At 73.4% G+C, this 24990-nt stretch carries 21 protein-coding genes; 12 read left to right on the top strand and 9 right to left on the bottom strand.

What is annotated here, in order from left to right:
• Positions 1–2: 2 nt before the first annotated feature.
• The 5 genes from ACFQ79_RS04660 to ACFQ79_RS04640 form a co-directional block, all read right to left on the bottom strand.
• Complete coding sequence (locus ACFQ79_RS04660; protein WP_383579366.1) at positions 3–878, bottom strand: sulfite exporter TauE/SafE family protein; 876 nt, start codon at positions 876–878, stop codon at positions 3–5.
• Positions 875–1462: a rhodanese-like domain-containing protein gene (locus ACFQ79_RS04655; RefSeq protein WP_383579365.1), complete on the bottom strand. Its 588-nt coding sequence runs from the start codon at positions 1460–1462 to the stop codon at positions 875–877. Before ACFQ79_RS04655 ends, ACFQ79_RS04660 begins: the two co-directional genes overlap by 4 nt.
• 112 nt (positions 1463–1574) lie before the next feature.
• Positions 1575–2963 (bottom strand): rhodanese-like domain-containing protein, encoded by a 1389-nt coding sequence (locus tag ACFQ79_RS04650; RefSeq protein ID WP_383579364.1) that lies wholly within the window; start codon positions 2961–2963, stop codon positions 1575–1577.
• Positions 2964–3247: 284 nt separating this feature from the next.
• Positions 3248–4684 (bottom strand): choice-of-anchor A family protein, encoded by a 1437-nt coding sequence (locus ACFQ79_RS04645; RefSeq protein ID WP_383579363.1) that lies wholly within the window; start codon positions 4682–4684, stop codon positions 3248–3250.
• A 65-nt stretch (positions 4685–4749) separates the two neighbouring features.
• Positions 4750–5616, bottom strand: a complete 867-nt coding sequence (locus ACFQ79_RS04640) for a peptidoglycan-binding protein (RefSeq protein ID WP_383579362.1) — start codon at positions 5614–5616, stop codon at positions 4750–4752.
• A 723-nt stretch (positions 5617–6339) separates the two neighbouring features.
• Here ACFQ79_RS04640 and ACFQ79_RS04635 point away from each other — a divergent pair.
• From ACFQ79_RS04635 to ACFQ79_RS04615, 5 genes are read left to right on the top strand one after another with little or no spacing between them, the layout of a single operon-like run.
• On the top strand, positions 6340–7653 hold the full coding sequence (locus tag ACFQ79_RS04635) for an ATP-binding protein (protein ID WP_383579361.1): 1314 nt from the start codon (positions 6340–6342) through the stop codon (positions 7651–7653).
• Position 7654: 1 nt separating this feature from the next.
• A complete protein-coding gene (locus tag ACFQ79_RS04630) occupies positions 7655–8062 on the top strand; it encodes a roadblock/LC7 domain-containing protein (protein WP_229312772.1) in 408 nt (135 codons plus the stop codon).
• Positions 8059–8415, top strand: a complete 357-nt coding sequence (locus tag ACFQ79_RS04625; RefSeq protein WP_383579360.1) for a DUF742 domain-containing protein — start codon at positions 8059–8061, stop codon at positions 8413–8415. Before ACFQ79_RS04630 ends, ACFQ79_RS04625 begins: the two co-directional genes overlap by 4 nt.
• Positions 8396–9019: an ATP/GTP-binding protein gene (locus ACFQ79_RS04620; RefSeq protein ID WP_383579359.1), complete on the top strand. Its 624-nt coding sequence runs from the start codon at positions 8396–8398 to the stop codon at positions 9017–9019. The genes ACFQ79_RS04625 and ACFQ79_RS04620 overlap by 20 nt, the downstream gene beginning before the upstream one ends.
• Positions 9016–10473 carry a cytochrome P450 gene (locus ACFQ79_RS04615; RefSeq protein ID WP_383579358.1) on the top strand — a complete coding sequence of 486 codons (1458 nt, stop codon included), beginning with the start codon at positions 9016–9018 and terminating at the stop codon, positions 10471–10473. The genes ACFQ79_RS04620 and ACFQ79_RS04615 overlap by 4 nt, the downstream gene beginning before the upstream one ends.
• A gap of 74 nt (positions 10474–10547) precedes the next feature.
• Here ACFQ79_RS04615 and ACFQ79_RS04610 read toward each other — a convergent pair whose 3' ends face one another.
• Positions 10548–11600: a hypothetical protein gene (locus ACFQ79_RS04610; RefSeq protein ID WP_383579357.1), complete on the bottom strand. Its 1053-nt coding sequence runs from the start codon at positions 11598–11600 to the stop codon at positions 10548–10550.
• Positions 11601–11783: 183 nt separating this feature from the next.
• Positions 11784–13406, bottom strand: coding sequence for an MFS transporter (locus tag ACFQ79_RS04605; RefSeq protein ID WP_383579356.1), 1623 nt, complete (start codon positions 13404–13406; stop codon positions 11784–11786).
• Positions 13407–13453: 47 nt separating this feature from the next.
• Here ACFQ79_RS04605 and ACFQ79_RS04600 point away from each other — a divergent pair, with 47 nt between their 5' ends.
• The 3 genes from ACFQ79_RS04600 (at position 13454) to ACFQ79_RS04590 (ending at position 16208) form a co-directional block, all read left to right on the top strand.
• Positions 13454–14035, top strand: a complete 582-nt coding sequence (locus tag ACFQ79_RS04600; RefSeq protein ID WP_383579355.1) for a helix-turn-helix domain-containing protein — start codon at positions 13454–13456, stop codon at positions 14033–14035.
• 319 nt (positions 14036–14354) lie between these two features.
• The gene (locus ACFQ79_RS04595; RefSeq protein WP_383579354.1) at positions 14355–15521 is read left to right on the top strand and encodes an alanine--tRNA ligase-related protein; all 1167 of its coding nucleotides are present in this window, start codon (positions 14355–14357) and stop codon (positions 15519–15521) included.
• Positions 15522–16070: 549 nt separating this feature from the next.
• The gene (locus ACFQ79_RS04590; RefSeq protein WP_383579353.1) at positions 16071–16208 is read left to right on the top strand and encodes a hypothetical protein; all 138 of its coding nucleotides are present in this window, start codon (positions 16071–16073) and stop codon (positions 16206–16208) included.
• Between the two features lie 57 nt (positions 16209–16265).
• Here the strand turns inward: ACFQ79_RS04590 and ACFQ79_RS04585 are convergent, their stop codons facing one another.
• Together ACFQ79_RS04585 and ACFQ79_RS04580 are read right to left on the bottom strand one after the other, a co-directional pair.
• Complete coding sequence (locus ACFQ79_RS04585) at positions 16266–16751, bottom strand: VOC family protein (protein WP_383579352.1); 486 nt, start codon at positions 16749–16751, stop codon at positions 16266–16268.
• Between the two features lie 138 nt (positions 16752–16889).
• Positions 16890–17564, bottom strand: coding sequence for a hypothetical protein (locus ACFQ79_RS04580; RefSeq protein ID WP_383579351.1), 675 nt, complete (start codon positions 17562–17564; stop codon positions 16890–16892).
• A gap of 306 nt (positions 17565–17870) precedes the next feature.
• Here ACFQ79_RS04580 and ACFQ79_RS04575 point away from each other — a divergent pair, with 306 nt between their 5' ends.
• The 4 genes from ACFQ79_RS04575 (at position 17871) to ACFQ79_RS04560 (ending at position 24857) form a co-directional block, all read left to right on the top strand.
• The gene (locus tag ACFQ79_RS04575; protein WP_383579350.1) at positions 17871–20282 is read left to right on the top strand and encodes a SpoIIE family protein phosphatase; all 2412 of its coding nucleotides are present in this window, start codon (positions 17871–17873) and stop codon (positions 20280–20282) included.
• Positions 20283–20374: 92 nt separating this feature from the next.
• A complete protein-coding gene (locus ACFQ79_RS04570) occupies positions 20375–21058 on the top strand; it encodes a transcriptional regulator (RefSeq protein WP_383579349.1) in 684 nt (227 codons plus the stop codon).
• Between the two features lie 245 nt (positions 21059–21303).
• A complete protein-coding gene (locus ACFQ79_RS04565) occupies positions 21304–24540 on the top strand; it encodes a type 2 lanthipeptide synthetase LanM family protein (RefSeq protein ID WP_383579348.1) in 3237 nt (1078 codons plus the stop codon).
• Positions 24541–24656: 116 nt separating this feature from the next.
• Positions 24657–24857, top strand: coding sequence for a hypothetical protein (locus ACFQ79_RS04560; protein WP_383579347.1), 201 nt, complete (start codon positions 24657–24659; stop codon positions 24855–24857).
• Positions 24858–24990 lie beyond the last annotated feature (133 nt).

The raw sequence follows: 24990 nt of genomic DNA, 5'->3' as shown, positions 1-24990 counted from the left end.
CTTCAGGGGTGCCGCGGGGCGCGCCGTACGAGCGAGGCGACCACGGCCGTGGTGCCGCTTCCGAATCCGGTGCCGAGCACCGCCCACGTGGCGGGGTGCGTCCAGGCGGCAGGGGGGAGCTGCTGTGCCAGGACGAGGACCCCCATGACGACGACGAACCAGCCGAAGGCCGCCCGCAGGGTGTCCTGGGGGATGCGGCCCGCCAGTCGCGCGCCGGCCGTACCGCCGATCACGGCGGCCGCGGTGACCGTGAGGGCGAGGCCCCATTCGATCGTGACGCCCGCGAGGTGACCGGCGAGCCCGGCGAACGAGTTCATCGCGATGACGAGGAGCGAGGTCCCGACCGCGAGACCCATCGGCAGTCCGCCGAGGACCGCCAGGGCCGGGACGACGAGAAAGCCGCCGCCGGAGCCGACGAGCCCCGTCACGGCACCCACGGCGAGGCCCTTGGCGGCGAGGCCCGCGAGAGCGGGACGACCGCCCTGCTCGGACCGGGCAGGCCCGGGCCGGCCCGGCTCGCGCCCGTGCCGCGGGCGGAGCATCGCCACCGCCGTGGCCAGCATCATCAGAGCGAAGCCGACGAGGAGCACCGTGCCGGGCACGTGCTCCGCGAGCCGCCCGCCCCCGTACGCCCCGGCCATGCTGAACGCGCCGAAGAGCAGGCCGGTCCGCCATCGGACCCGCCGCGCCCGCGCGTGCGGGACCAGGGCGGCCAGACTGGTGACACCCACGACGAACAGCGAGGCGGCGATCGCCTCCTTCGTGCCCTGACCCGCCAGGTACACCAGGATCGGCACCGTCAGGATCGAGCCGCCGCCCCCGAGCACGCCCAGGCTGACGCCGATGAGCAGGGAGGCGGCGACGACGAGCACGGTCACGGCGTGCTCCGCAGCTCCGCGATCACCGAGCGGATGTCGGGGCGGGGGCCGCGGTTGTACGGCAGCCTCGAGAGCAGGACGCCCATCAGACAGGAGTTGCTGAGGGCCGCGTAGGTCAGTCCCGCGCCGATCGCCGTCCCGATCAGATGGACGCCCGGCACCAGGACGCCGACGAGACCGGTGGTCAGCACGACGGAGCCCGCGACGAGGCGCACCTGGCGCTCCATGTCCCAGCGCTCGGGGCCGCGGTTCACGGGCGCGCCGGCCGCCTCCCAGGCGTTGATGCCGCCGTCGAGGACGCGGAGGTTCGGCAGCCCCGCCCCGGCGAGTGCCTGCTCGGCCCGCGCGGCCCGGGCCCCCGACCGGCAGACCAGGACGACGTCCTCGTCGAGGTGGGAGAGGAGCTCGGCGCGGTGCTCCCGCAGGGTGTCCAGGGGGACGTTGTACGAGCCCGGGATGTGGACGGTACGGAACTCGCCGGGCGTGCGGACGTCGAGGAGGCGAGGGGCGCGCCCCTCCCGGACGAGCCGGTGCAGGTCGACGGGGGTGAGGGAGGGCGGGGCGGTCGGGGGCGTGGCGCTCATGGGTGGCTCCGGGTGAAGGAACGGATGGATGACGAGTGATACCCCTGGGGGTATTTCAGAGGGTGTGGGGGCCGCCGTCTCGGAGCGGCGAGGGGTCCTGAACGCCGACAGGTCAGACGGCGGCAGGGGGCGTGGCCGAGGCCAGGGCCGCGTGGCCGCCCAGGATGTCGGAGACGTCCTGGAACCCGTGGTGGCGCAGCAGGCTCGCCGCGATGGAGGAGCGGTGACCGCCGGCGCAGTGCACGACCAGGGGCCGGTCGGTGGGCAGCTCGTCCGTGCGCCGCGGAAGCTCGCTCAGGGGGATGTGCAGGGCGTCCTCGAGGAAGCCGTCCGCCTCGCGCTCACCGCAGGTGCGGACGTCCACGACGACCGGCGGCCGCCGGCCCGCGAGCGCGGACCTGAGCTGGGCGGCGGTCAGCCGGCTCGCCGGGGTGACCTCGTCGGCCAGCTCCTCCAGGGCGCCTTCGGGGTCGCGCAGGTAGCCCGCCACGCGGTCGAAGCCGACCCGGGCGAGGCGGGTGACGACCTCCTCCTCGCGGTTCTCCGGCGCGATGACGACCAGGTCGGCGACGGGGTCCAGGACGGTGCCCGCCTGCTCGGCGAACCGCCCGTCGGCGGGTACGTTCACCGCGCCGGACAGGTGGCCCGCCGCGAAGTCCTGGGGTGAGCGCGCGTCGACGACGACCGCGCCCGAGTGCCGCAGCTCGGCGAACTCGGCCCGGGAGAGCGAGCGCGCCGCCGCGGTGGCGTCGTACCGGTCCCGGTTCCTGCGGTTGAGGTCGGCGTCGTAGGCGAAGTATCCCGGCGCGGCGGGCTGCCCGGCGGTGACCAGCGCGACGAAGGCGTCGCGGCTCATCGGCGCGCAGGCGTAGTTGGTGGCGCGCTGCGCCCCGATCGTGGACTGCTTCTCGGTGGAGAGGCTCTTGCCGCAGGCGGAGCCGGCCCCGTGCGCGGGGTAGACCCGCACCTCGTCGGGAAGGGCCATCAGCTTGTGCTGGACGCTGTCGTGGAGCATCGCGCCGAGCTCCCCGGCGGTGACGCCCACGGAGGCGAGCAGATCGGGGCGGCCGACGTCGCCGATGAAGAGCGCGTCGCCGGTGAGGACGCCGTACGGGACGGCGTCGGCACCGTGCTCGTACACCAGGACGCTGATCGACTCCGGGGTGTGCCCGGGCGTCTCCATGATCTCCAGGGTGACGTCGCCGAGGGCGATCCGTTCGCCCTCGGCGAGCTTGCGGATCGGGTACTCGGTCTCGGCCCGGCGGCCGTAGCCGATCCAGGCGCCGGTGCTGTCGGCCAGCTCCAGATGGCCGGCGACGAAGTCGGCGTGGAAGTGGGTGTTGACGACGCCGACGACGGTCAGGCCGTGGTCGGCGGCGTCGGTGAGGTAATCGGAGACGTCGCGGCGCGGGTCGACGACCACGGCCTGGCCGGTCCGCTCGTCGGCGATCATGTAGGACGCCTGGGAGAGGCAGTCGAGGTAGTACTGGGCGAAGAACACGGCCATCCTTTCGTGCGGTGTGCACGCACCGGGGTACCCCTTGGTTTCTGATACCCCCCTGGGTATCTGCGAGCTCGACCGTAAGGGGATCCGTCGCAGCAAGTCAAATACCCCCCTAGGTATCCGTCGGGCATCGGGTGGGACGCCGGGGGAGCGAAACCGTACAGAGCCGCCCTCCGGCGGGATGACGTCCCGGCCGGAGGGCGGCTCTGTGGAGTGTGCGGTCGTGGCCCGCCCGCGGGCGGGCGTGCCTTCAGGTCACCGGTGCGTGCGCCGGCACCGGCTCAGTGCCGGACGCCCGCGCGGCGTCGACGGGCGAGCACGAGGATCGCGGCACCGGCCGCACCCAGGGCCGCGGCGCCGACGGCGTACGGCGTGAGCTGCGCACCCGTGGTCGCGAGGGAGCTGTCGCCGGGCTCGGTGACGGACGGCGAGGGCGGCGTCGTACCGGGCGCGGCGGGCGCGGAGCTGCTCTCGGTGGGAGGTGCGGAGCCCTCGGGTGCCGTCGTCTCCGGAGTGCCCGGGGTCCCCGGGGTCTCCTCCGCGGGCTGCGAGGTGGAGGGGGTCGGCGACGAGGTCGCGGGCGTCGTGGAGGAGGGGGTCGGCGTGGGGGTGGCGCTCGGTCCCCCGGGCGTGGGCTTGCAGGTGAACGTCGAGGAGCCGGTCCACGGGTAGTTGTGGGTCTCGTTCCCCGTGCCGTGGGTGCGCAGGTCGCCGCCGACGTAGACCCGGCCGTTCGTGCTGGCCGTCAGGTCGGCGGACGCCTCGGGGGCGAGGATCGACCCCATGAAGTTCCCTCCGCCGCCGAGGGTGAGCGACGGGGACGCCTCGAAGTTGTAGAGGATCCGCGAGGCGGCCTCGCCGAAGTGCGCGGAGCTGTACGCGTCGACGCGGTCGCCGTTGAAGCCGACGGACAGGGGGGAGATGCCCACTGCCTGACGTCCCGTCACGTTCACCACGACGGACGCCCGTTCGGGGATCGACCGGAAGTCGAAGGACGAGGCGCCGTCGAGCTCCTTGGCGGCGATCTCGAACACCTGCGGGCCGGAGCCCGCCTTGCCGCCCTCGAAGGTGACGGTGTCGCCCCGGCGCACGCTCGTGCCCGTGGGCTTCAGCGACCCGAGGGACGCCGACTCGTCCCGTACGGTGCCGGCGAACGCGTCGTACGGCGTGAGGGCGTCGCGCGCGCCCAGGCCCGCCGAGCGGCTCCCGCCGTTCGTCTCCAGCCTGCCCTTCTCGTCGATGGCGCCGCCGACGCGGACGGCACCGCCGTAGCCGGACGCGGAGGTGAGGCCGTGGCCGACGTCGACCGTCGTCCCGCCGGCTATCGCCAGGTTCCCGCCCACGGCCAGCATGACCGACCCGGCCGGCGGCACGATGCCGGAGCCCGCGCCGGCGCGGCCGACGTTGAACACGCCGCCGGAGGCCTTGGCGAAGGTGGCGTTCCCGCCGACGACCAGCAGGCCCTCGGCCTCGGCGGACGCGCCGTCGGCGGTGTAGTCGCCGCCGGCGAACAGGGCCACGTTGGTGTCGGTGAACCGCGGTTCGTGGCCGATGCCGGGTTCCTCACCGGGAGCCGGGCAGGTCCGGGTGCTTCCCGGAGCGGGGGCGGCGGGGGCGAGGGGCGCGGCGAGGGCGGGGCCCGAGGCGGTGACGCCGAGGACGACGCCGAGTGCCACGGCGCTGCTCAGCCGAAGGCCCGTTCTTCCGGTGGTGCTCATGTGCTGGTCCTTTTCTGGGTTTCCGCGAGGGGGTGGGGCGAGCTGGGGCGGGGCGGTGCCTGGACTCAGTCGGTCTCGGCCCGCAGGGCGGAGCGGGTGAGGGGGCCGTAGACGCCGGGCCTCTCCGGGATGTTCCGGGCGATCTGGAAGCGGCTCAGGGCCTCACCGACGTGCTCGGTGAACACCCCGTCGGCCGAACCGAGATAGAGGTAGAGCTGTTGGAGCCGCCGCTGGAGATCGGCGACTTCGGGGCCGGTGCTGCCCGGGGAGAGGTCGCTCGACGCGGGCCGCGCGGGCCGCTGGGGGCGGTGCGAGGAGGGCGGCGACGGGGGCGTCGTCGCGGGGACGACGGGGGCCGTGGGTGAGGGCGTGCGGGAGGGGGTGGCCGAGGGCGCGGGTGCGGCGGACGCCGGGGGAGGGGTCGCCTGCCCGCTACGGGCGCGAGCGCTCTGCTCGGCCGAGGGGTGTGCGTCGGCCGTGGGGGTGCCGTCGCTCGTGGCGTTTCCGTCGGTCGAGGGTGCCGCGGGCCGGGCCGGGGCCGTCGCGAGGTCGGGGAGCGGGAGCGAGAGGGACGGGAGCGACGGCGGCGCGGGCTCGGGGCCCGCGGAGAGCCAGACCGTCAGCGCGCCGGCGAGGCCCGCCGAGAGCGCGCCCGCGACCATCAGGGGAAGCGGCATGGACCGCCACGTGAGGGGCGCCGTGTGGGCGGGCCGGGACCTGCGCGAGCTGGGGGAGGAGCTCGCGGCCTGGTCCTGCGCGTTCGGCAGTCGCAGGGCGGCGTCGAAGAGCTCGACGTCCTGTCCGCGTACGCCCGCACCGCTGGGGTCGAGCCGGGCGACCTTCCCGAAGACGCGATCGGACGGGTGCTCCGGGCGCGCCGTTTCCCGGGTGACGGGAGTGACTGCTGTGGTCAGGGCAGCCCTGTTGCGCATCGAGTGCTCCAGATGAGGTGAAGCCGAGTGAGGTGTGGCGAACTCGTGGAGATCTTGACCATCGTTCAAAGGGGGCGTCAACTAACCGCAATGCATATGAAATCGGTAGCTTCCCGGCCTTGTTCCTTAAAGGACTTTTAAGGCGTGACGCACGTCACAGGAGATGGGGTGGCGGTGAGGCGCGGGGAGGGTTCGCGATTGCGGCGTGTGTGGCATCTCGCGGGCGGTCGTCTGTTCGGGTGCCGCGAAATCTGATGAATGGACGCCAGAATGCGATCGGTTCATTGCATTTTCCGTGCAGTGATTGGTCGCTTTATGGGTTGAGAGTGACCACTGGAGGCAGCCCTTCCAGCACGGTCACATGGCGAACCCGAACTGACTATGCTCCCCCGTGTGTTGCGCTGCGGTCACAGCGAGTCATGAACGCTGTGGTGCCGAGCGGACGGAACGCGGCAATCGCCCGAAAGAGGCCCGATTCGTTCCAGTCGGTGCATCGCTTCACCTCAGTCCGTTCATTCCAGACTGATTAGGGACCCCTTGATGGTTCGTGCAGGTTCAATTTCCAGAGCCCGGCCACCCGCGGTCGATCGCGTCTGGCTCCTCCCCCCTGGAGTTCTGGCCGGAGCCTTTGCCATAGCGTTTCTCTTCTCCTCTGCACAGATACGGACACCGGTCGCCTGGTGCGGTCTCGCCGCGGTCGCGCTGACGGCCCTCACGTCCGCCGTGACCGCGCGCCGACTGCGGTCGGGGGCAGTGGTGCGCTACGAGCGGGCGGTCGCCGACGCGCAGGAGTACTACGCGCAACGCGAGTCCGCGCTGCTCGGACGGCTGGCCGATCAGCGCGCCACCACCGTGTGGCTCGCCGAGGAGCTGCTCCCGGCCGCGGTCGCCCGGATGAAGAAGGGCGACCCCGCCTCGGAGATCCTGCGGACCGTCGACTTCGGCGAACACCTCGACGAGGAGTTCACCGAGGCGGTCCGGGGCGCGCTGCAGACGCTCCTGGAAGCGGTGGAGGCCGAGGAGTACACCAGGGACGCCTCCCAGCGGGCACTCGTCGCCGTCGCGCGCCGCGTCCAGGCGATCGTGCACCAGCTGGCCAAGGACCTGCACCAGATGCAGATCATCCACGGCACCGATCTCGTGGTCTCCCGCGGCCTCCAGGGCGTCGACCACCGCACCGCCCTGATCGGCCGCCTCGCGGCCAGCATCGCCGTCCTCGGCGACGCCCGCCCCGGACGGCAGTGGTCGAAGGCGATCCCGCTCTACGACGTGCTGCGCGGAGCCATGTCGCGCATCGTCGACTTCCCCCGGGTGAAGCTGCAGTCGGTGACCGCCGTCGCCGTCGTCGGCCCCGGAGCCGAGCCCCTCATGCACCTCCTCGCCGAACTGCTCGACAACGCCACCACGTTCTCGCCGCCGCACACCCCGGTGGAGGTGTCCGCGAGCGAGGTGCCCTCCGGCATCGCCATCGAGATCGAGGACCGCGGAGTCGGACTCACCGAAGAGGTCCGCACGCGCGTCGAGCGCATCATGGCCCAGTCGGCGTCCGGCATCCACCTGGCCGGACTCGGCGAGGTGACGCAGCTCGGCCTGCCCGTCGTCAGCCGGCTGGCCCGCGAGCACGGCTGCGAGGTCGACCTGCGCACCTCCGCCTACGGAGGCGTACGGGCCGTGGTGCTGGTTCCCAGGAATCTGATCACCACCGTGCCGCAGTCCGCCGTGCGGTATCCACAGCCGCCGGCCCGACGGCGCACGGGAGGCCCGATCCTGCCCCGGCCGACACCCCCTGGCGACGCCCCGAAGGAATCCGCGGAGGTCGGGAAGACCGTCAACGGACTCCCGCAACGGCGACGCGAGACACCCGTCCAGACGCCGATCGTCCAGGTGGGCCCCACGCCCCCCGCTCCGGCCGCCACCCGGGGATCCTCCGGCACGACCCGTCAGCCGGGTCTGATGTGGGAGGCCTTCAACGGCGACAAGCGCGCGGCCGCCGAACCTTCCCCTTCACTCAGCGAGCCTTCAGATGAGGTCGAGTAACATGCTGCCACTGCCGAACATGGACTGGATGCTCAAGGAGCTCGTGGGCGGCGTCCCGTACGTACGGCACGTCGTCGTGCTGTCGGCGGACGGCCTGTGCATCGGGCAGTCGAACACGGAGCCCGACACGGCCGACGCGATCGCCGCGGCCTGCTCCGGCATCCAGAGCCTGGCGAGGGCCATCGCCCAGCGGTTCCCCGAGGGGGACGGCTCGACGCGGATGGTCGGGATCGAGGCCGACGGCGGTTACTTCTCCCTGATGGCGGCGGGCCCCGGCGCCTACCTCGCGGTGCTCGCCGACGACCAGGTGGACGCGGGCCTGCTCGGCGACCGCATGAGGACGCTCGTGGTCAGGATCGGACAGCACATGACCAGCCCTCCTCGTGAGGACGTCGGGCAGGCGATGTGACATCGGAGAACCAGGACCCCTGGAATGAAACCGATCCCGTTCCGCTCTACGTCATTACCGGGGGCACGGGTTCCGCGGCGAACACCTTCAACCTGGTCACCCTCATCGCGACGCGCTCCGAGCCGGACGCCGCGATGCAGCCCGAGCAGGCGGCCATCCTCACGATGTGCTCCTACCCGCTCTCGGTGGCCGAGGTGTCCGCGTACCTCAGCCTTCCCTTCAGCGTCGTCACCACGCTGCTCTCCCAACTCGTCGAGGACGAACGGGTCGAGGCCATCGCACCCGTGCCCGTCGCGGCATTCCCCGAACGCGGCCTGCTGGAGGCGGTGATCCATGGACTACGCAAGCTCTGACGTACGTGATGCCGGCCCACGCGGCACGGACATGCGGCTGCCCCACAGTGCCAGGGGCGTCAAGGTCGTGATCGTCGGCGGCTTCGGCGTCGGCAAGACGACCATGGTCGGAGCGGTCAGCGAGATCCCGCCGCTGACCACCGAGGAGACCATGACGCAGGCGGGCGTGGGCATCGACCACAACCCCGGCGCCCACGGCAAGAACACCACGACCGTCGCCATGGACTTCGGACGGATCAGCATCAACGAGGAGCTGATCCTCTATCTGTTCGGGACGCCGGGACAGGAGCGCTTCTGGTTCCTGTGGAACGGCATCTTCGAAGGCGCGCTCGGCGCCGTCGTCCTCGTCGACACCCGCAGGATCGAAGTCTGCTTCGAAGTCATCACCCGCCTCGAGGACCGCCGCGTCCCGTTCGTCGTGGCCGTCAACACGTTCCCGGAGGCTCCGTACCACCCCGTAGAAGACCTGCGCGCTGCTCTGGCCCTCAGCGAATCCGTGCCCATGGTCACCTGTGACGCACGTGACCGGGCGTCCTGCCGTGACGCCCTGCTGTCGCTGATGGTCTACCTGCGCACCCTCGCCGCCGCCCAGGAGACCGCATGACCCTCCCGCCCGCCGAACACACCACCGCCATGCCCGGGGCGATCCCCCCTCCCGGCTGCCCGGCCCACGTCGCCACCGGACCCGGCGGAGCGACCCGTCTCTACGGCGGCGCCGCCGAGACGGACCCCATGGGCCTGTACGAGGAACTGCGCGCCAAGCACGGCCCGGTGGCGCCCGTACTGCTCGACGGCGACGTACGCGCCTGGCTCGTCCTCGGCTACCTCGAGAACCGCGACGTGGCCAGCCGGCCCACCCAGTTCTCCCGCGACCCCCGCGTCTGGCACGGCTGGCGCAGCGGAGAGATCGACCCCGCCACCTCGCCGCTGGTGCCGATGATCGGCTGGCGCCCCGACTGCGTCTGCGCGGACGGCGAGGAGCACCAGCGCCTGCGCGGCGCCGTCACGGCCGGCCTCAGCCAGTTCGACCACCGCGGCATCCGCCGCCACATCACCCGCTTCGCCCACCAGGTGATCGACACGTTCTGCGAGGACGGCGAGGCCGAACTGGTCGGCCAGTTCACCGAGCACGTCCCCATGCTCACGCTGACCCACCTGCTCGGCATGTCGGACGAGGCGGGCCCCCGGCTCGTCCACGCCGCCCGTGACCTCTTCAAGGCCACCGAGACCTCGCTCGCCAGCAACGCCTACGTCCTGGAGAGCCTCGCCCAGCTCGTCGACGCCAAGCGGGTCCGCCCCGGGCAGGACATCGCGTCCGCGCTGATGGCCCACCCCGCGAACCTGTCGGACGAGGAGGTGCAGCACCACCTGCGCCTCATCCTCCTCGCCGGGTACGAGACGACCGCCAACCTCATGTCCAACGTCCTGCGCATGGTGGTCACCGACCCCCGGTTCCGCGGGTCGCTGGCCGGCGGTCAGATGACCCTGCCGGAGGCGGTGGAGCAGGTGCTCTGGGACGAGCCCCCGCTGATGGTGTGCCCCGGCCGCTGGGCCAACGGCGACACCACCCTGGGCGGACAGCAGATCAAGGCGGGGGACATGCTCCTGCTCGGTCTCGCCGCAGGAAACGTCGACGAGGCGATCCGCCCGGATCCCGCGACGCCGGTGCACCACAACCGCGCGCACCTGTCCTTCAGCGCCGGCACCCACGAGTGCCCCGGCCAGGACATCGGCCGCATCATCGCCGACACCGGCATCGACATCCTGCTCACCCGGCTTCCCGACATCGCGCTGTCGATCCCCGAGGAGGACCTCACCTGGCGCTCCTCCACCTGGGCCCGGCACCTGACGGCCCTGCCCGTGAGCTTCGCCGCACGCGCCCCCCAGGACTTCGACGTCCCGAGCCCGCTGCCGGCCCCGCCGGCCCCGAGCACCGGAACGCCGGCGGCGCCGCCGTGGCGGACGGCCGCGCCGGAGCCCGCGCCCGAGCCGGAGAGCCGGCCCGAGCCGCGCCCCTCGTGGCGGACGCGGCTCAAGCGCCTGCTGCGGTTGGGGTAGGCCGCAGGAACACGCGGTCACAAGCCGGTCGAGGGGGCTGCCGACGCCCGTCCGTCGGTATCCCCCTCACCGGATCAGGACCGCTGCCGCTGCTCGGGTACGGAGAGGTCCGTGGCGGCGTACCGGGGCGCTCCCGTGTACCAGGCGTGGAGGCCGGACAGGAAGCCGCAGGCGCCCTGGAGCCAGGTCTCCAGTTCGGCCCGCTCGTCGTGGTCGAGGCCCGATCGCCGTACCAGCTGCGGCAGTTCGCTCTGCCGGAGGTGCTCGAAGTCCCGCAGCCGGGTGTTCACCAGGTTCAGGGCGGCGGGTACGGCGTCGTGGAGGGCGATGCCCAGGGACGTGCCGAGCACCACGACCAGGTTGTTGACGTCGTGTTCCTCGTTGACCTCGCGTTCGTACGAGGCGAGGTCGTTGGCCAGCCCCATGTAGTCCATGAAGGCGTCGAGCAGGGCCCGTACGGTGCGGCTGTGCCGTATCTGCTCGGGTATGCGCGCGCCGGTCGCCAGCTCGACGGAGTACGGGGCGGTGTGGGCGGCGAAGCTCTCGCGCCGGAACGGGGCGTACTCGATCAGGTGGGGGACCCGGCCGCCGCGGCTGTTGACCAGCTCCTCGACTCCCGCGTCGACGTAGCGCACCAGGGCCCGGTTGAACTCGTGGCGCCAGTGCGCCAGTCGAAGCGGGAAGAGGTGCCGCTGCAGATCGGCGATGCCCCGCTCGACCGGGTTGGACGGCTCGGGCGAGCGGGCGCCGTTGCCGAGGTCCGGTCGCAGGAACTCGTGGAGCCGGGCGGTGAAGGCCACGGCGCCGGGCAGGTCACCGGTCTGCTTGAACGCGGTCGCGAAGTAGTCGTCCCAGGCCAACGCCCAGATGTTGAAACGGTGGTTGAGCCGGAGGTCGGCGAACGAGGCGTCGGGCAGGGCCCAGGCGGTCAACTGGTCGACCGTCATGGCATGGAACTGCGACCGGGTCCATATGGGGGGATGGCCCGACGGTCCTTCCGCGCCGTCCAGCATTCCCATCGCGCGCGCCCACGTCTCGCTCTCCTCGTGCAGGGCCGACAGATACGGATTCACCCGCAGCGGATAGGGCATCCACAGCCGGGGCTGCTCGAGAGCACGCACTGTCATGGGGACCAACCTCCTTCTTCGTTCGGCCGCGGAGGGACGCGGTTGGGCTGTGTGCACTCCCGCACGTGGTGACGGCCGCACTGCCGTGACGCCGGACGATGCCCGGCTCGCGGCCCTCCAAACCTGCCCGCCACCAGCGATCGTCAACCCCTCAACTGTTCCTGACCAGTATTCAGAACAGCTTCATGCGGAAGGAAACGATCCTTCTGGAGAACGTTCCGTAATTCCGCGCAATCTGTCGTCATCCTTCACGGATGTCTTCGGCCGGGCGTCCTTCGGGCCACGGACGAGTATGCAGAGGAGGAGGGCGGCCATCACGACGACCCCCGCCCACATGGCCTGCTGCCAGCCGTCGACGAAGGACTCCTGCGCCGCGCGGATCAGCGCCCGCCCGTGGGGGCCGGCTCCGCCCGCCGCCCCGACGGCGTTCGCGACGCCTTCGCGGGCGGTGTCGGCCACCTCCTGGGGGACCCCGTCGAGCCGGGTGTCGATGGCGCCGCGGTAACCGGCGGAGACCAGCGCGCCGAGCGGGGCGACGCCGAGCGCGGTGCCGAACTCGCGCGTGACGTCGTTGAGCGCGGAGGCGACGCCCTGACGCTCACGCGGCAGGGAGCCGGTGATGGCCTCGGTCGAGGGGGTCATGGCCAGACCCATGCCGGTCCCCATGGCGAGCATGCCGGGGAGCACCGAGGGATAACCGCCGTCGACGGAGACGGACGTGGCCATCAGGGCCAGACCGGCACCGGCCAGCAGGATGCCCGTCGCCATCGTCGAACGGGCACCGGTCCGCCCCGCGAGCTTCGGAGCGAGACCCGAGGACGCCATCATGGCCACGGCCATCGGCATGAGCGCGAGCGTGGACAGCAGACCGGACCAGCCCGACACGGCCTGGAAGAACGGGAAGAGAACCACGAAGACACCCGCCTGGACGCCGAAGAGCACCAGGAGCGTGAGCGAACCGGCCGCCGCCGACCGCCGGCCGAAGACGCGCAGGTCCAGGAGCGCCGCATCCCGGCGGCCCAGCTCCCGTACGACGAAACCGACCGCGGCGACGACACCGACGGCGCCGCCGAGCAGGGTCGCCGGGGCGGTCCAGCCCCGCTCCGGGCCCTCCTGGAGGACGAAGATCAGGCCGGCCACGGCGACGGCGGAGGCCAGGGCGCCGACCGTGTCGAAGGGGTGCCCCGTGGCCTCGCGGGAGTCGGGGACGGACCGCAGCGTCATCGCGAAGGCCACGACGGCGAGCACGACGGGCAGCGCGAAAAGCCACCGCCAGTTCGCCGCGTCGACCAGCGCGGCGGAGAGGAACATGCCCAGGACGCCCCCACCACCGGCCACGCCGGTCCACACGCCGATCGCCCGGCCCCGCTCCTCCTCGGGGAAGGTCGTGGTGATCACGGCCAGGGTGATCGGCATGATCATCGCGGCTCCCGCACCGCTGAGCAGACGCGCGGCGAGCATGACCTCCGCGGAGGGCGCGAGCGCGGCGGCCACTCCCGCCACCCCGAAGACGGCAAGGCCGCCGAGCAGCATGGGCTTGCGGCCGAGCCGGTCGCCGATCGCGCCGAGCGGCAGCAGGAGGGCGGCCAGGGTGAGCGTGTAGATGTTGATGATCCACAGGATCGTGCTCTGGGAGGCGCCGAAGGTGACGGCGAGGTCGGGCTGGGCCACGTTCAGACCGGACACGGAGGCGATGACGGCCATGAGGGCGACGCAGACGGCGATCAGGACGGTGCGACGCCGACGCGCGTCGGCTGCGTCCGGGTCGGTGGCGGTGCTCACCTGGGCAGGCTTGTTCGTATGCATGCCCCGACGGTAGGCACGCATTGCGAATGCGGCATACATTGATGCCTATGACGCAAGAAGATGGTGAGCTGGACAGCCTGGTGCGCAAGCGGATCCGCGCCCTGCGGGTCGCTCAGGGCTGGTCCCTCGAAGAACTGGCCACCCGCGCGAACCTCAGCCAGTCCTCCCTCAGCCGCATCGAGAACGGCCGGCGCCGCCTCGCGCTGGACCAGCTCGTCACCCTCGCCCGGGCCCTGGACACCTCCCTCGACCAGCTGGTCGAGACGGCCACCGACGACGTCGTCACCAGCCCGATGATCGACGGTGCCCACGGGCTCATGCGCTGGCCCATCAAGGCGGAACCGGGCATGACCGTCGTACGCCAGCGGATGACGGAACCCCCGCCGGACAACCCCGCGCGCCTGCGTGCTCACCCGGGCCGCGAGTGGCTCGTCGTCCTCTCCGGAACGGCCGTCCTGCTGCTCGGGAACAGGCGCATCCGTGTGGAGACCAACCAGGCCGCCGAGTTCCCCACGATGCTGCCCCACGCCATCGGCGCCGAGGGCGGCCCGTGCGAGATCCTCGGCATCTTCGACCGCGACGCCCGCCGCGGCCACCGGACGGAGAAGGACCCGAGCGGAACGCCGTAGCCGGTGGCTCGGGACGTGGGTGACCCGGGACCTGGGTGACCGGGGACTCGGGTGACCCGGGACCCGGTGGCTCGGGACCCCAAAAAGGGCGTGCCCGAACGGCGGCGGCGCGTTACCGTCGCCCGTATGAACGTCACCGGCCGAAGCCTCACCGCGACCGCGCGAGCGACCAGCTCGCCGGTTGCCGCCGCCTGACCTTCCCCTCCCACCGGCGACCGGAAACGGCCCGCCGGTGGTTCCATGGCTCCTCCGCCCGCTGCGACGACCCCGCCGGCCCGTTCTCCGGTGCCTCCCTTGCCGTCCGCGAAGGAGTCGTCCCATGAAGACCGAGCACCTCGTCCGCACGTTCGTCGAGTACTTCGAGGAGCGCGGCCACCGCCGCATCACCGGATCGACACTGCTGCCACCGCCGGGCGACCCGGTCCTGTTCACCACCTCCGGCATGCACCCGCTCACCCCCTACCTGGAGGGGCGTCCCCACCCGATGGGCCGGCGCCTCGTCAACGTACAGCGCTGTCTGCGCACCACGGATCTGGAGGAGGTCGGCGACGCCACCCATCTGACCGTCTTCGAGATGCTCGGGACCTGGTCGCTGGGCGACTACGAGGGCACCCGGAGCCTCGAATGGGGATACGACCTGCTCACCGAGGGCCTCGGCATCGACCCGGGCCTCCTCCACGCCACGGTGCACGCCGGCGACGAGCAGACCGGACAGGACAGCGCCTCGCTGGAACTCTGGCAGAACCGCGGTGTCCCCGTGGAGCTCACCGTCACCGACAACTGGTGGTCCAACGGACCGGCCGGCCCCTGCGGCCCCGACTCGGAGATCTTCCTGTGGAGCGGGGACACCCCGCCCCGCTCGACACCCACCGGGGACGACCGCTGGGTGGAGGTGTGGAACCACGTGATGATGCGTCACCGCCGCCTCGACGACGGCTCCCTCGTCCCGCTTCCCCAGCGCAACATCGACACCGGGCTCGGCCTGGAGCGGCTCGCCTCGCTGCTCCAGGGCAAGCCGTCCGTGTTCGACTGCGACGTCTTCGACCCCTGGCGCCGCCTCGTCCCGCCGGTCTGGACGCTGGACGAACCGACCCGGCGGCTCGTCCACGACCATCTCCGCTCGGCCGTCGTGGTGAGCGGCGACGGGGTGCGCCCCGGCAGCACCGGACGGGGATACGTGCTGCGCCGCCTGGTCCGCCGGGTGCTCACCGTGCTGTGGCGGGACGATCCGACGCGCGGTCTGGGCGACCTGCCCTCCGAGCTGATCGAGCACACCCTGGACCACTTCCGGCAGGACACGGACCCGGGCGAGGTGCGCCGGATGCTCCTCGACGAGGAACGCCGGTTCCGAAGGCTCCTCGAACGCGGCCGCCGGGTGCTCGCCCGCCCGCGGTTCCAGCGCCCACTGGACGAGGAGGACCTCCATTACCTCCACGACACGCATGGTCTGCCCCGGGACCTGGTGAGAACTCTGCGCGAGGAATGAGGATCCCGCTCCGCGCGACCGGGTTCACCCGTGACGGTGGACCCGGTCCGTGCCGCCCGCGCGCCCAGGGCCGGTTCGGGCACGGTGATCACCATGCACCCCCGCCGTACGACGTTCCTCCTGCTCTCCGTACTCCTCACGGCCGGCTGTGTGGCCGTTCCCCACCCGCCGCCGCCCCCGCCCCGGCCCGCGCCCGAGGGGCCGGCGCCGGCCGCCGACCGGCCTCCGACACCGATCTCGACGCCGGTCACCGCATGGCCGGTACCCGCGCAGCCCGTTCCTCACGAGGAGATCGCCGACACGGAACCGCTCCCCGGCACGCCGGCCGGGAGGCCGGGGGGAGGGCCGGTCGCCCGGGAGGTGGTTGGGGCCGGTGTTCCCGACGCCGGGAGGTCACCGCAGCGGCGGACGTCGACCCCACCGGCGCGCAGAGGCACGACGGCCACGCGGAAGGCGGCGAAGCCGGCGAAGGCGAGCGCCGGGAAGACCCGTCCACGGACGGAACCCCGCGCGGCGGTGCCGCCCGGGCGGGGGACGTCACGTCCCGCAGTGCCGTCCGCCACGCGCGGTGGCCCGCAGCCGACGAACGCGGGGACTCCGGCGATGCGCCGACTGTGCCGCCAGGCCCAGGACATCGACGCTCCCATGGGCGCGGCCGATCTGTGCCGCGGCATGTACGGCCGCTGACCGTGAGCACGCGCGGCGGGGGATCACGCACGGCCGGGGATCACGCACGGCCGGGGATCAGGCTCCGTTCGACCCGGAGTCCAAGGACTCGAGCGCTTCCGCGGCCCGCTTGCCCATCTGCTCGGCCGGGACGTCCTCGATGTGCGAGGCCACGTTCCAGCGGTGCCCGAAGGGGTCCTCGAACTGGCCGGTGCGGTCGCCGTAGAACTCGTCCTTGACCGCCGACAGTTCCTTCGCGCCCTGCGCGAGCGCCCGTGCGAAGACCGCGTCGACGTCCGCCACGTACACGTGCAGGGTGATCGGCGTGCCGCCGATCGCCCTGGGGGAGCGGAACCCGATCTCCGGGAACTCGTCCGCGAGCATGATCACCGAGTTCCCCACGGCCAGTTCCGCGTGACCGATCTTGCCGCCCGGGGCCGGCATTCGCATGCGCTCCTCGGCGCCGAGGACGGCCACGTAGAAGTCGATCGCGGCCGCGGCTCCGTCGACACAGAGGTACGGCGTGACCCGCGGGTACCCCTCGGGGATGGGTTGTACGGTCACGGTCTCCGCCTTTCCCGACAGGACGGTCGCCGTCGACCGCCACCTCCGCCCACTGATATCCCGGCCCCCGTACCGCGCATCGAAGCCGCGCTGCGGGCGACCGCGGGATGCCCCGAAGAGCGGCAGCGGCGACGTGCTTCAGCGGCCGCCGCCGTACAGCCGCAGGTCGCGGCGGCGGGCGACATGACCGCGCCAGCCGGCGAGGAGCACCAGCACCGTCCAGGCGACGAGGCCGCCGACGAGCCCGCTCAGCCGGCCGGCCGCGTCGACCTGGTCGGCCTGTTCCATGGGCACCTTGCCGCGTGAGTCGCGCACGACGGCGAGGCGTTCGCCGACGGCCGGGGCGCCGCTGCCGCGATAGACGAACCGCTCGGCCAGCTCCCGGCCGTCGGAGCCGCGCAGGGTCAGCTCGTGGTTCTTGCCGCCGGTGCCGGCGGCGCTGTCGGCGACCACGACGACGTTCTCGCGGATCCCATACCGTTCGAGAGCCAGTTCGGGCGCGTACTGGACCGCGCCGACCAGCACGAACAGCGCCGGCGCCGCCGCGAGCAACACCAGCCAGACGCCCCGGTGCAACAGGTGCAGCAGCACCCCGAAGGCCACGCACAGCACCACTCCCGTGGCGATGGCCACCCACTCCGCGCTCGGGACGAGGAACGAGACGCCCGCGACGGCAGCGGCGGACCCCCAGACGAACAGCACCAGGGCGAGGGTGCGACCCACCGCCGTCCGCGGTCGGGCGGAGCGGCGCACGGAGGCGGGCGGATTGCCGGCGCCGGGTGCTGCCGCACTGCCGTGTATGGCCTCTGACATGCACGTACTCCTGATTCTGGCCGCCCCTGACACGTGGGGCGTCCGGCGACGGTGCACGATAGCGGACGGGCGGGCGGAACCCCTGGGCCCCGTCTCCGCCCCGTCCCCCTCGGGTCCCCGTTCCCGCCTCCGTCGCGCGGGCGTCGGACGCGCGACGTATCGTCCGAATATGCGTGACGAGCGCGTATCCCGCCGACGACCGCGCTCCGGGCCGCCGGGCCCGGACACGTGGTCCGGTGGGGCCTGCCGCCCTTCGCGCCCGGACCCGCGCGGTGCCGTCCCGGCCGCCGCGGGACGGTGAGACCCTTGGGCGGGAGCGCGGGCAGCGGGACCGAGGACGTCTTCGCCGACGGCCGGATGGCCGCCGTGCTCACCGGTCTCATGCGGGACACCGAAGCCTCGGCGGGTCTCGTCTACCTCTTGATCCCGGGCGACCGGATGCTGCGCCTGGTGCTCATCTCGGGCCTGTCCCGGCAGATCGCCGCGCCGTGGGTGCGGATCCCGGTCGACGCCCCGATCCCCGTCGCCGACGCCATCCGCGAGCGGAGGCTCGTGTGGCTGAACGGCCTGCAGGACATCGCCCACCGCTACCCGCGGATCGGGATCGTGCTGCCGTACGACTTCATGCTCGCGGCCGTCCCCGTCCTCGACGACACGACGGTGTGGGGCGGTGTCGCCCTGCTGTGGCCGGTCTCGCACGCGCCGGAGCTCGACGCGCGCGAACACGAGACGCTCGACGCCCACTGCCGTCTGGCGGCCCGGCTGCTGCGGCGGGCCGCCGACCAGGATCCCCCGCCGCCTCACCCCACCGAACCGTTCGTCGTCCACCCGGAGCGCCCCTCCGAGGCCGACCCGGCCCTCGCGGCGGCCGCACTCGACCTCGCGGAGCGGCTGCCGGTGGGGTGCTGCGCCCTGGACCTCGACGGACGCATCACCTTCATCAACACGGCCGGCGCCGAGCTGGTGAACGCCGATGGGGCCGCGCTCCTCGGGAAGCGGCCCTGGGAGGCGCTGCCGTGGCTGAACGACCCCGCCTTCGAGGACCGCTACCGGGCCGCGGCCGTCGCCCGGCGGCCGACGTCGTTCACGGTCCTGCGGCGGCCGGCGACGTCGTTGCTGTTCGAGCTCTACCCGGACGCGACCGGGATCAGCGTGCTCATCATCCCGAAGGCGGACGGGCCGCTGCCCCACGGCGGGCCGCCCGGGCCGCAGGACGGGCCCGTCCCCTATGAGGGCTCCGCCCCCGCGGCCGCGACGGCTGCCGGGGCCGCCCCCGGGGCCGCGACCGCTCCCGCCTCCGGGGCTGCCCCCGGGGCCGCGACCGCCCCCGCCTCCGGGGCTGCCCCCTGGGCTGCGACCGTCCCCGCCTCCGCGACCGCCCCCGAGCCCCGGACCGGTCCGGACTCCGCGACCGCCCCCGGCCCGGCCGCGGCGACCGTGCCCCTGCCTCCCGCCGCCCCCGCGTTCCCCTCCGTCCCGACGCTGCCGAACCGCCCCGGCGAGCCGGTCGGCGCGACCGCCGTCTACCAGCTGATGCACCTCGCGGCGTCCCTGGCCGAGGCGGCCGGTGTGCGCGAGGTCGTCGACCTGGCCGCCGACCAGATCGTGCCCGCGTTCGGCCCGGAAGGCCTCGTCCTCATGAGCGTCGACGACGGGCGGCTGCGCGTCATCGGCCACCGCGGCTACAGCGACGAGTTCATCGAGCACTTCGACGGAAAACCGCTCACGGCGCCGGTCGCCGACGCCCAGGTCCTCTCCACCGGTGTCCCCGTCTTCTTCCCCACGTACGAGGACCTCCGCCGCGCCCACCCCAGGGCCCCGCGCTACGAGGGCCGCAACGCCTGGGCGTTCCTGCCCCTGATCGCCTCCGGCCGTCCCGTGGGCTCGCTGGTCCTCTCGTACGGACAGCCGCGCCCCTTCCCGTCGGCGGAGCGCGCGCTGCTCACCTCGCTGGCCGGGCTCATCGCCCAGGCCCTGGACAGGGCCCGGCTGTACGACGCCAACCGCTCCCTCGCGCGGAGCCTCCAGAACGTTCTGCTGCCGCACCGTCTGACCTCTCTCCCGGGTCTCGACGTCGCCGCCCGCTATCTGCCGGCGGGTCACGGCATGGACATCGGCGGGGACTTCTACGACCTCGTCCGCGCGACGCCCGTCTCCGTCGTCGCCGTCATCGGCGACGTGCAGGGACACAACACGACCGCCGCGGCGCTCATGGGGCAGGTGAGGACCGCCGTCCACGCCCACGCGACGGCGGGTGCGTCGCCCGGCGACATCCTGGCGCGCACGAACCGGCTGCTCGACGACCTCGACGCCGACCGGTTCACGAGCTGTCTGATCGCCGAGTTCGACCTCGCCCACCACCGGTTGCGACTGGCGAGCGCGGGCCATCCGCCACCCCTCCTGCGCCGGGCGGACGGCAGCTCCGAGGTGCTCGAGGTCCCGCCGGGGCTGCTCCTGGGGATCGCGACGGACGTCACGTACGAGACCATGGAACTGCCCTGGGAGCCCGGCTCCGTCCTCGCCCTGTACACCGACGGCCTCGTCGAGGCGCCGGGCCTCGACATCGGTACGGCCATGGCGGACCTGGCGGAGCGGCTCGGGGCCTCGGGCGCAGCCGATCTGGACCGGCTCGCGGACGAACTGACCCTGCACGTCAGGGACGCCGCGCACCGGACCGACGACGTGGCCCTCCTCCTGGTACGCAGACCACCGCGATAACCGACGCGCCGCCCTCCCACCGGCTCGCCTCCCGCGCCTTCGTGCCGTACGCGCAGGGCTCCGCCCCGACCCGGCGACCTATGCTCTGACGTGTGGCGAACCCCAGCGATCTCCAGGACTTCTCGGCCGGCCCCGTCGTCTCGGCCCCCGAGCTGCTCGCCCTGCACGCCGTGCGGCTCAAGGGCGTGGCGGACGACGGCGAGGCGGCGGCGCGCTACGGGCTCGACCCCGAGCTCGTGAAGGAGGCGCTGCTCGACCACGAGGCGAGGGGCTGGGTGACCCGGCGGGCGTTCGCCGGGACCCGGGGGTGGACCCTGACCGACTCGGGCCGGGCCGAGGGGGAGCGACAGCTCGCCGGAGAGCTGGCGAAGGCGGGGATCGGATCCTACGTCCGGGAGCGGTACGAGACGTTCCTCGCCCACAACGCCCGTTGCCTCCGGGCGTGCACCGACTGGCAGGTGCGACCGGACGGCGCGGGTCGGCTCGCCGTCAACGACCACGGGGACCCGGTGTGGGACGGGCGGGTGCTCGACGAACTCACCGAACTGGGCGGGGTCATCGACCTGCTCTCGGACGAGCTGGGGACACGGATCGCCCGCCTCGGCGGGTACGGCCCCCGCTTCACGGGCGCGCTGGCACGGGTCCGGCGCGGCGAACTGTCGTGGGTGGACCGGGTCAAGGAGGACTCGTGCCACACGGTGTGGATGGAACTCCACGAGGACCTGCTCGCGACCCTCGGCATCCCGCGGGGCGAGGAGCCTGCGGCGCGCGCCTAGGAGATCGGTCGGCCCGGCACGTGCCGCGGGAGCGAAGCCCGCACCCATGGGCCCAGGTCGTGTGGTGCGCACGGCCCGCCCCGGAACCGCACCTCGACGCCCGACCCCCGTGCCGCCGTACGCCCCCGTCGCCGTCGGGCGGAAAACATGGGGGGATGTTCCCCATGCCCCGCGGGCCCACCCCGTACCAGGATCGGACACGGCCCGGAGCGGTGGGCCGGGCCGGATCGGTTCGAGGAGGGGCGATGGCGGTGAGAGCCGGGCAGGAGCGGGCGGCGACGTCGCTGTCGGCGATCGGACGGTGGTGGGACAGCGGGCTGGTCCGGGACGACGGGGACGCGGAACGGCCGGACTGGGCCGAGCTGGCCGAGCAGGCCGTGGCCGCCGCCCCTCCGATGCCCGAATCCACGGCCCCCGCCGGGGAGTTGCCCGGTCTCAGCGGATTCGAGTGGGTCCTGCGGACGTTCACCGCCCGCGCCGGGGAGCGGTTGGAGCGGCGACTGTCGGGCCGGGCGCGCGGACTCGTGGACATGGCCGCCGTACGGGGCGACCTGGAGCGGCAGCTCAGCGGCCGGCTGGCGCGGGCGGCGGCGCGGACGCTGGTCCTCGAACTGCACGAGGCACGCGGCGCCGGGCGGCTCCAAGGGGACGACCCGCGGGCCCGGTTCGCGGACTTCCTGGCACGTACCGCTTCCCGGCGCGGACTCTCCGACCTGCTGGCCGGGCGTCCCGTCCTCGCGCGGATCCTCGGGAGGGCGGTGCTCGACGCGGCGGACGCGACGGCGGAGGCGCTGGAGCGGCTCGCGGACGACCGCGCCCTCCTGACGGCCTCCGGCCCGCTCGCGGAGTCCGGCGGCGACCCGGGGCCGCTCGTGGGCATCGAGCCCGGTGCCGGTGACGGCCACCGGGGCGGGCGAAGCGTGATGCTGCTGCGCTTCGCCGACGGCACGCGGTGGGTGTACAAGCCGCGCCCCCTCGCCGTACACCGCCACTTCAACGAGCTCGTCGCCTGGTTCAACCGGCTCCCCGGCACCGTGGATCTGCGGACTCTGCGGCTGCTCGACCGGGGCGCGTACGGATGGGTGGAGTTCGTCGCCGCCCGGCCCTGCGCCTCGGCGGCGGAGGTCGAGACGTTCTACCGCCGCCAGGGCGCGCTGCTCGCGCTGCTGCACCTGCTCGACGGGACCGACCTGCACCACGAGAACCTGATCGCCGTCGGGGCCCACCCGGTCCTCGTCGACGTGGAGACCCTCTTCCATCCGCCGCTGCCGGGCTCCGGCACGCCCGACCCCGCGGCCCGCGCGCTCCACGACTCGGTGTACCGGGTCGGGCTGCTGCCGCAGCTCCTGGTCGGCGACCACAGCGCTCTGGACGTGTCCGCGGTCGGAGGCGGCCGCGAGGGCGTGTCGCCCGTCGAACGCGCGGACTTCGCCGACGCCGGTACCGACCGGATGCGACTGGTGCGCAAGGCCGGGACGTTCGGCGAATCCGCCAACCGGCCACGGACGGCGGACGGCGAGGCCGTGGACCCGGGTGCCCACATCGACGCGCTCTGCGCCGGGTTCCGGGCCGGATACACGGCCATCGGCGATGCGATGGGCGAACTGCGGGGACCGGGCGGCCTGTTGACGCCGTTCGCGGACGACGAGGTGCGGGTGGTCGTGCGCCCGACCTGGGTGTACTCGCTGCTGCTCGACGAGTCGACGCACCCCGACCTCCTGAAGGACGCGAACGCACGGCAGCGGGTCCTGGAGACCCTGCGGACCGAGCAGTTCGGGCCGCTCCTCGCGCCCGCCGTGATCGACGAGGAGATCGCCCAACTCTGGGCAGGAGACGTACCGTTGTTCACTGCCAGGCCCGGTCACGCCGACCTCCGGGGCGCACCGGGACGACCCCCGGCGGACCGTACGGACCTGTCGGGCATCGCCCGCGTCACCGCGAAACTCGACGCCCTGGACACCGTCGACCGGCAGGACCAGGAGTGGATCGTACGGGCCGCGATGGCGACGACGTCCCGCGTCCCCGCACACCGCCCGGTCGCGGGGCGGCGCACCCCTGCCGCGGGCCGGGCCCCCGAGCCGGAGCGGCTGCTCTCGGCCGCCCGGTCCGTCGGGGACCAGCTGGTCTCCCTCGCGTACCGCGCAGGGCCGCGCAGCAACTGGATCGGCCTGGAGCTTCTCGACGACCGCTACTGGCGGATCGGCCCGATGGCGGCCGACCTGGCCGACGGCTACACCGGACCGGCGCTGTTCCTGGCCCAGTTGGCGGCCCTCACCGGTGCGGGACACTACGCCGAGGCCGCCCGTACGGCCCTGACGCCGATGCCCGGCCTGCTCGAAGCGCTGCGTGCCAGGCCCGAGGAGCTCGGCGCGGTGGGCTCGGGAGCCTTCTCCGGCCTCGGCGGCATCGCCTACGCCCTCGCCGAGACGGCACGGCTGCTGGACGATCCGGAGGTCGGTGCCTGGGCGTCGGGCGCGCTGCGGCTGGCCGCCGCGGCGACCGCGGCAGAGCCGGAGTACGGGGTGGGCGCGGGGCTTGCCGGCGGTCTTGTGGCGCTGTCGGCCGCGCGCGGCGGTGGCGCGGAAAGTGGTCTGGGCGCGGGTGGGAGCGCGCGTGCGGGCGCGGGTTCGGGGGGCGGCCCGAGTGCTGATCCGGAGATCGCGCGCGCCGCGCGAGCCTGCGCGGACCGGCTGGTCGTCGCCGTCCGATCCGCCGCCCGCTCCGCCGCCGACGGTCCCGCGGATGCCGAACTCGCGCCGCTCGGGCGGGGCTTCACCGAAGGGGCCGTCGGGATGGGATGGGCCCTGCTGCGGTTCGCCGAGGCCGAGGCGGCCGTCGGGGCGGGGCGCCAGGCCGCCGAGCGCTACCGGCTCGCGGGACTGTCCGCGATCCGGGCGGCCGTCGGCGCCGACGCGCCGGGCGGCGGCCAGGAACCGGGCGGAGGCCGGGGATCCGGCAGCGGGTGGGGATCGGGCGGAGGCCGGGGACCGGGCAGCGGGCAGGGGCCGGGCGGAGGCCGCAGGGGAGTCTCCGCCCCCGCCCGGGACGCCGGACTCGCGCGAACGGCCAGGGACTCGGCCTGGTGCCGGGGAGACGCCGGCATCGCACTCGCCGTGCTGGACGCGCCGGGCGCCCTGGCCGACCCGCACCTCGCGGCCTGGGCACGGGGGACCGCCGGGCGACTGGGGCAGAACGGGGCGGCGCCCGACGACAGCCTGTGCCACGGCGAGGCCGGCCTGTGCGAACTCCTCGGCCATACCGCGCTCCCCGAGGCGCGACCGCACTGGCTCCGCCGGGCGGGGGCGCTCCTCGCCTCGGTCGAGGAGAACGACGCCAGGAGCGGCGCCCCGGAGGGAGTCCCGCATCCCGGTCTTCTGACGGGGCTCGCGGGGATCGGCCACGGGCTCCTCCGGGCCGGATTCCCGGAGCGCGTACCGTCGCTCCTCCTCCTGCGCACCACGGAGGGGTACCAGGACCGCTGAGCCGCACCACGCACGACCGCACCACGTACGACCCGCACCACATGCGAGCGCACCACGTACGACCGCACCATCCACGGCACCACCACTCCCGCGGACCCGAAGGACGAGTGAGGACCATGCAGATCAGCGACTCGGTGACGTACCTCAACGGCGGTGCCGGCACGGAGGCCGCGGCCCAGGACGACCCGGTGGGCGAGGTCACCCTCGGCGCCGGCGGCATGCTGGGGCGGCGCGGCCGGCTGCTCAGGACGGCCGATCTGGACACGGTCGCCACGTGGGACATGCCCTACACCACGGGCACCATCACGGTGTCCTGACGCGCGAGCGGACGTGGGGCGGGGGGGCCCCCGCCCCCAGCCCGGCGCCAAAAAGATGAAATAGACAGCGGACCAGCGGGGGACGGCGGCGGGGAACGGGGGGGGGGGGGCCGCGAAAGAGTTAAACGACCCG

This window comes from Streptomyces sp. NPDC056480 (assembly GCF_042795405.1).
Classification (GTDB): domain Bacteria; phylum Actinomycetota; class Actinomycetes; order Streptomycetales; family Streptomycetaceae; genus Streptomyces.
This window is presented reverse-complemented; position numbering and strand designations above follow the sequence as displayed.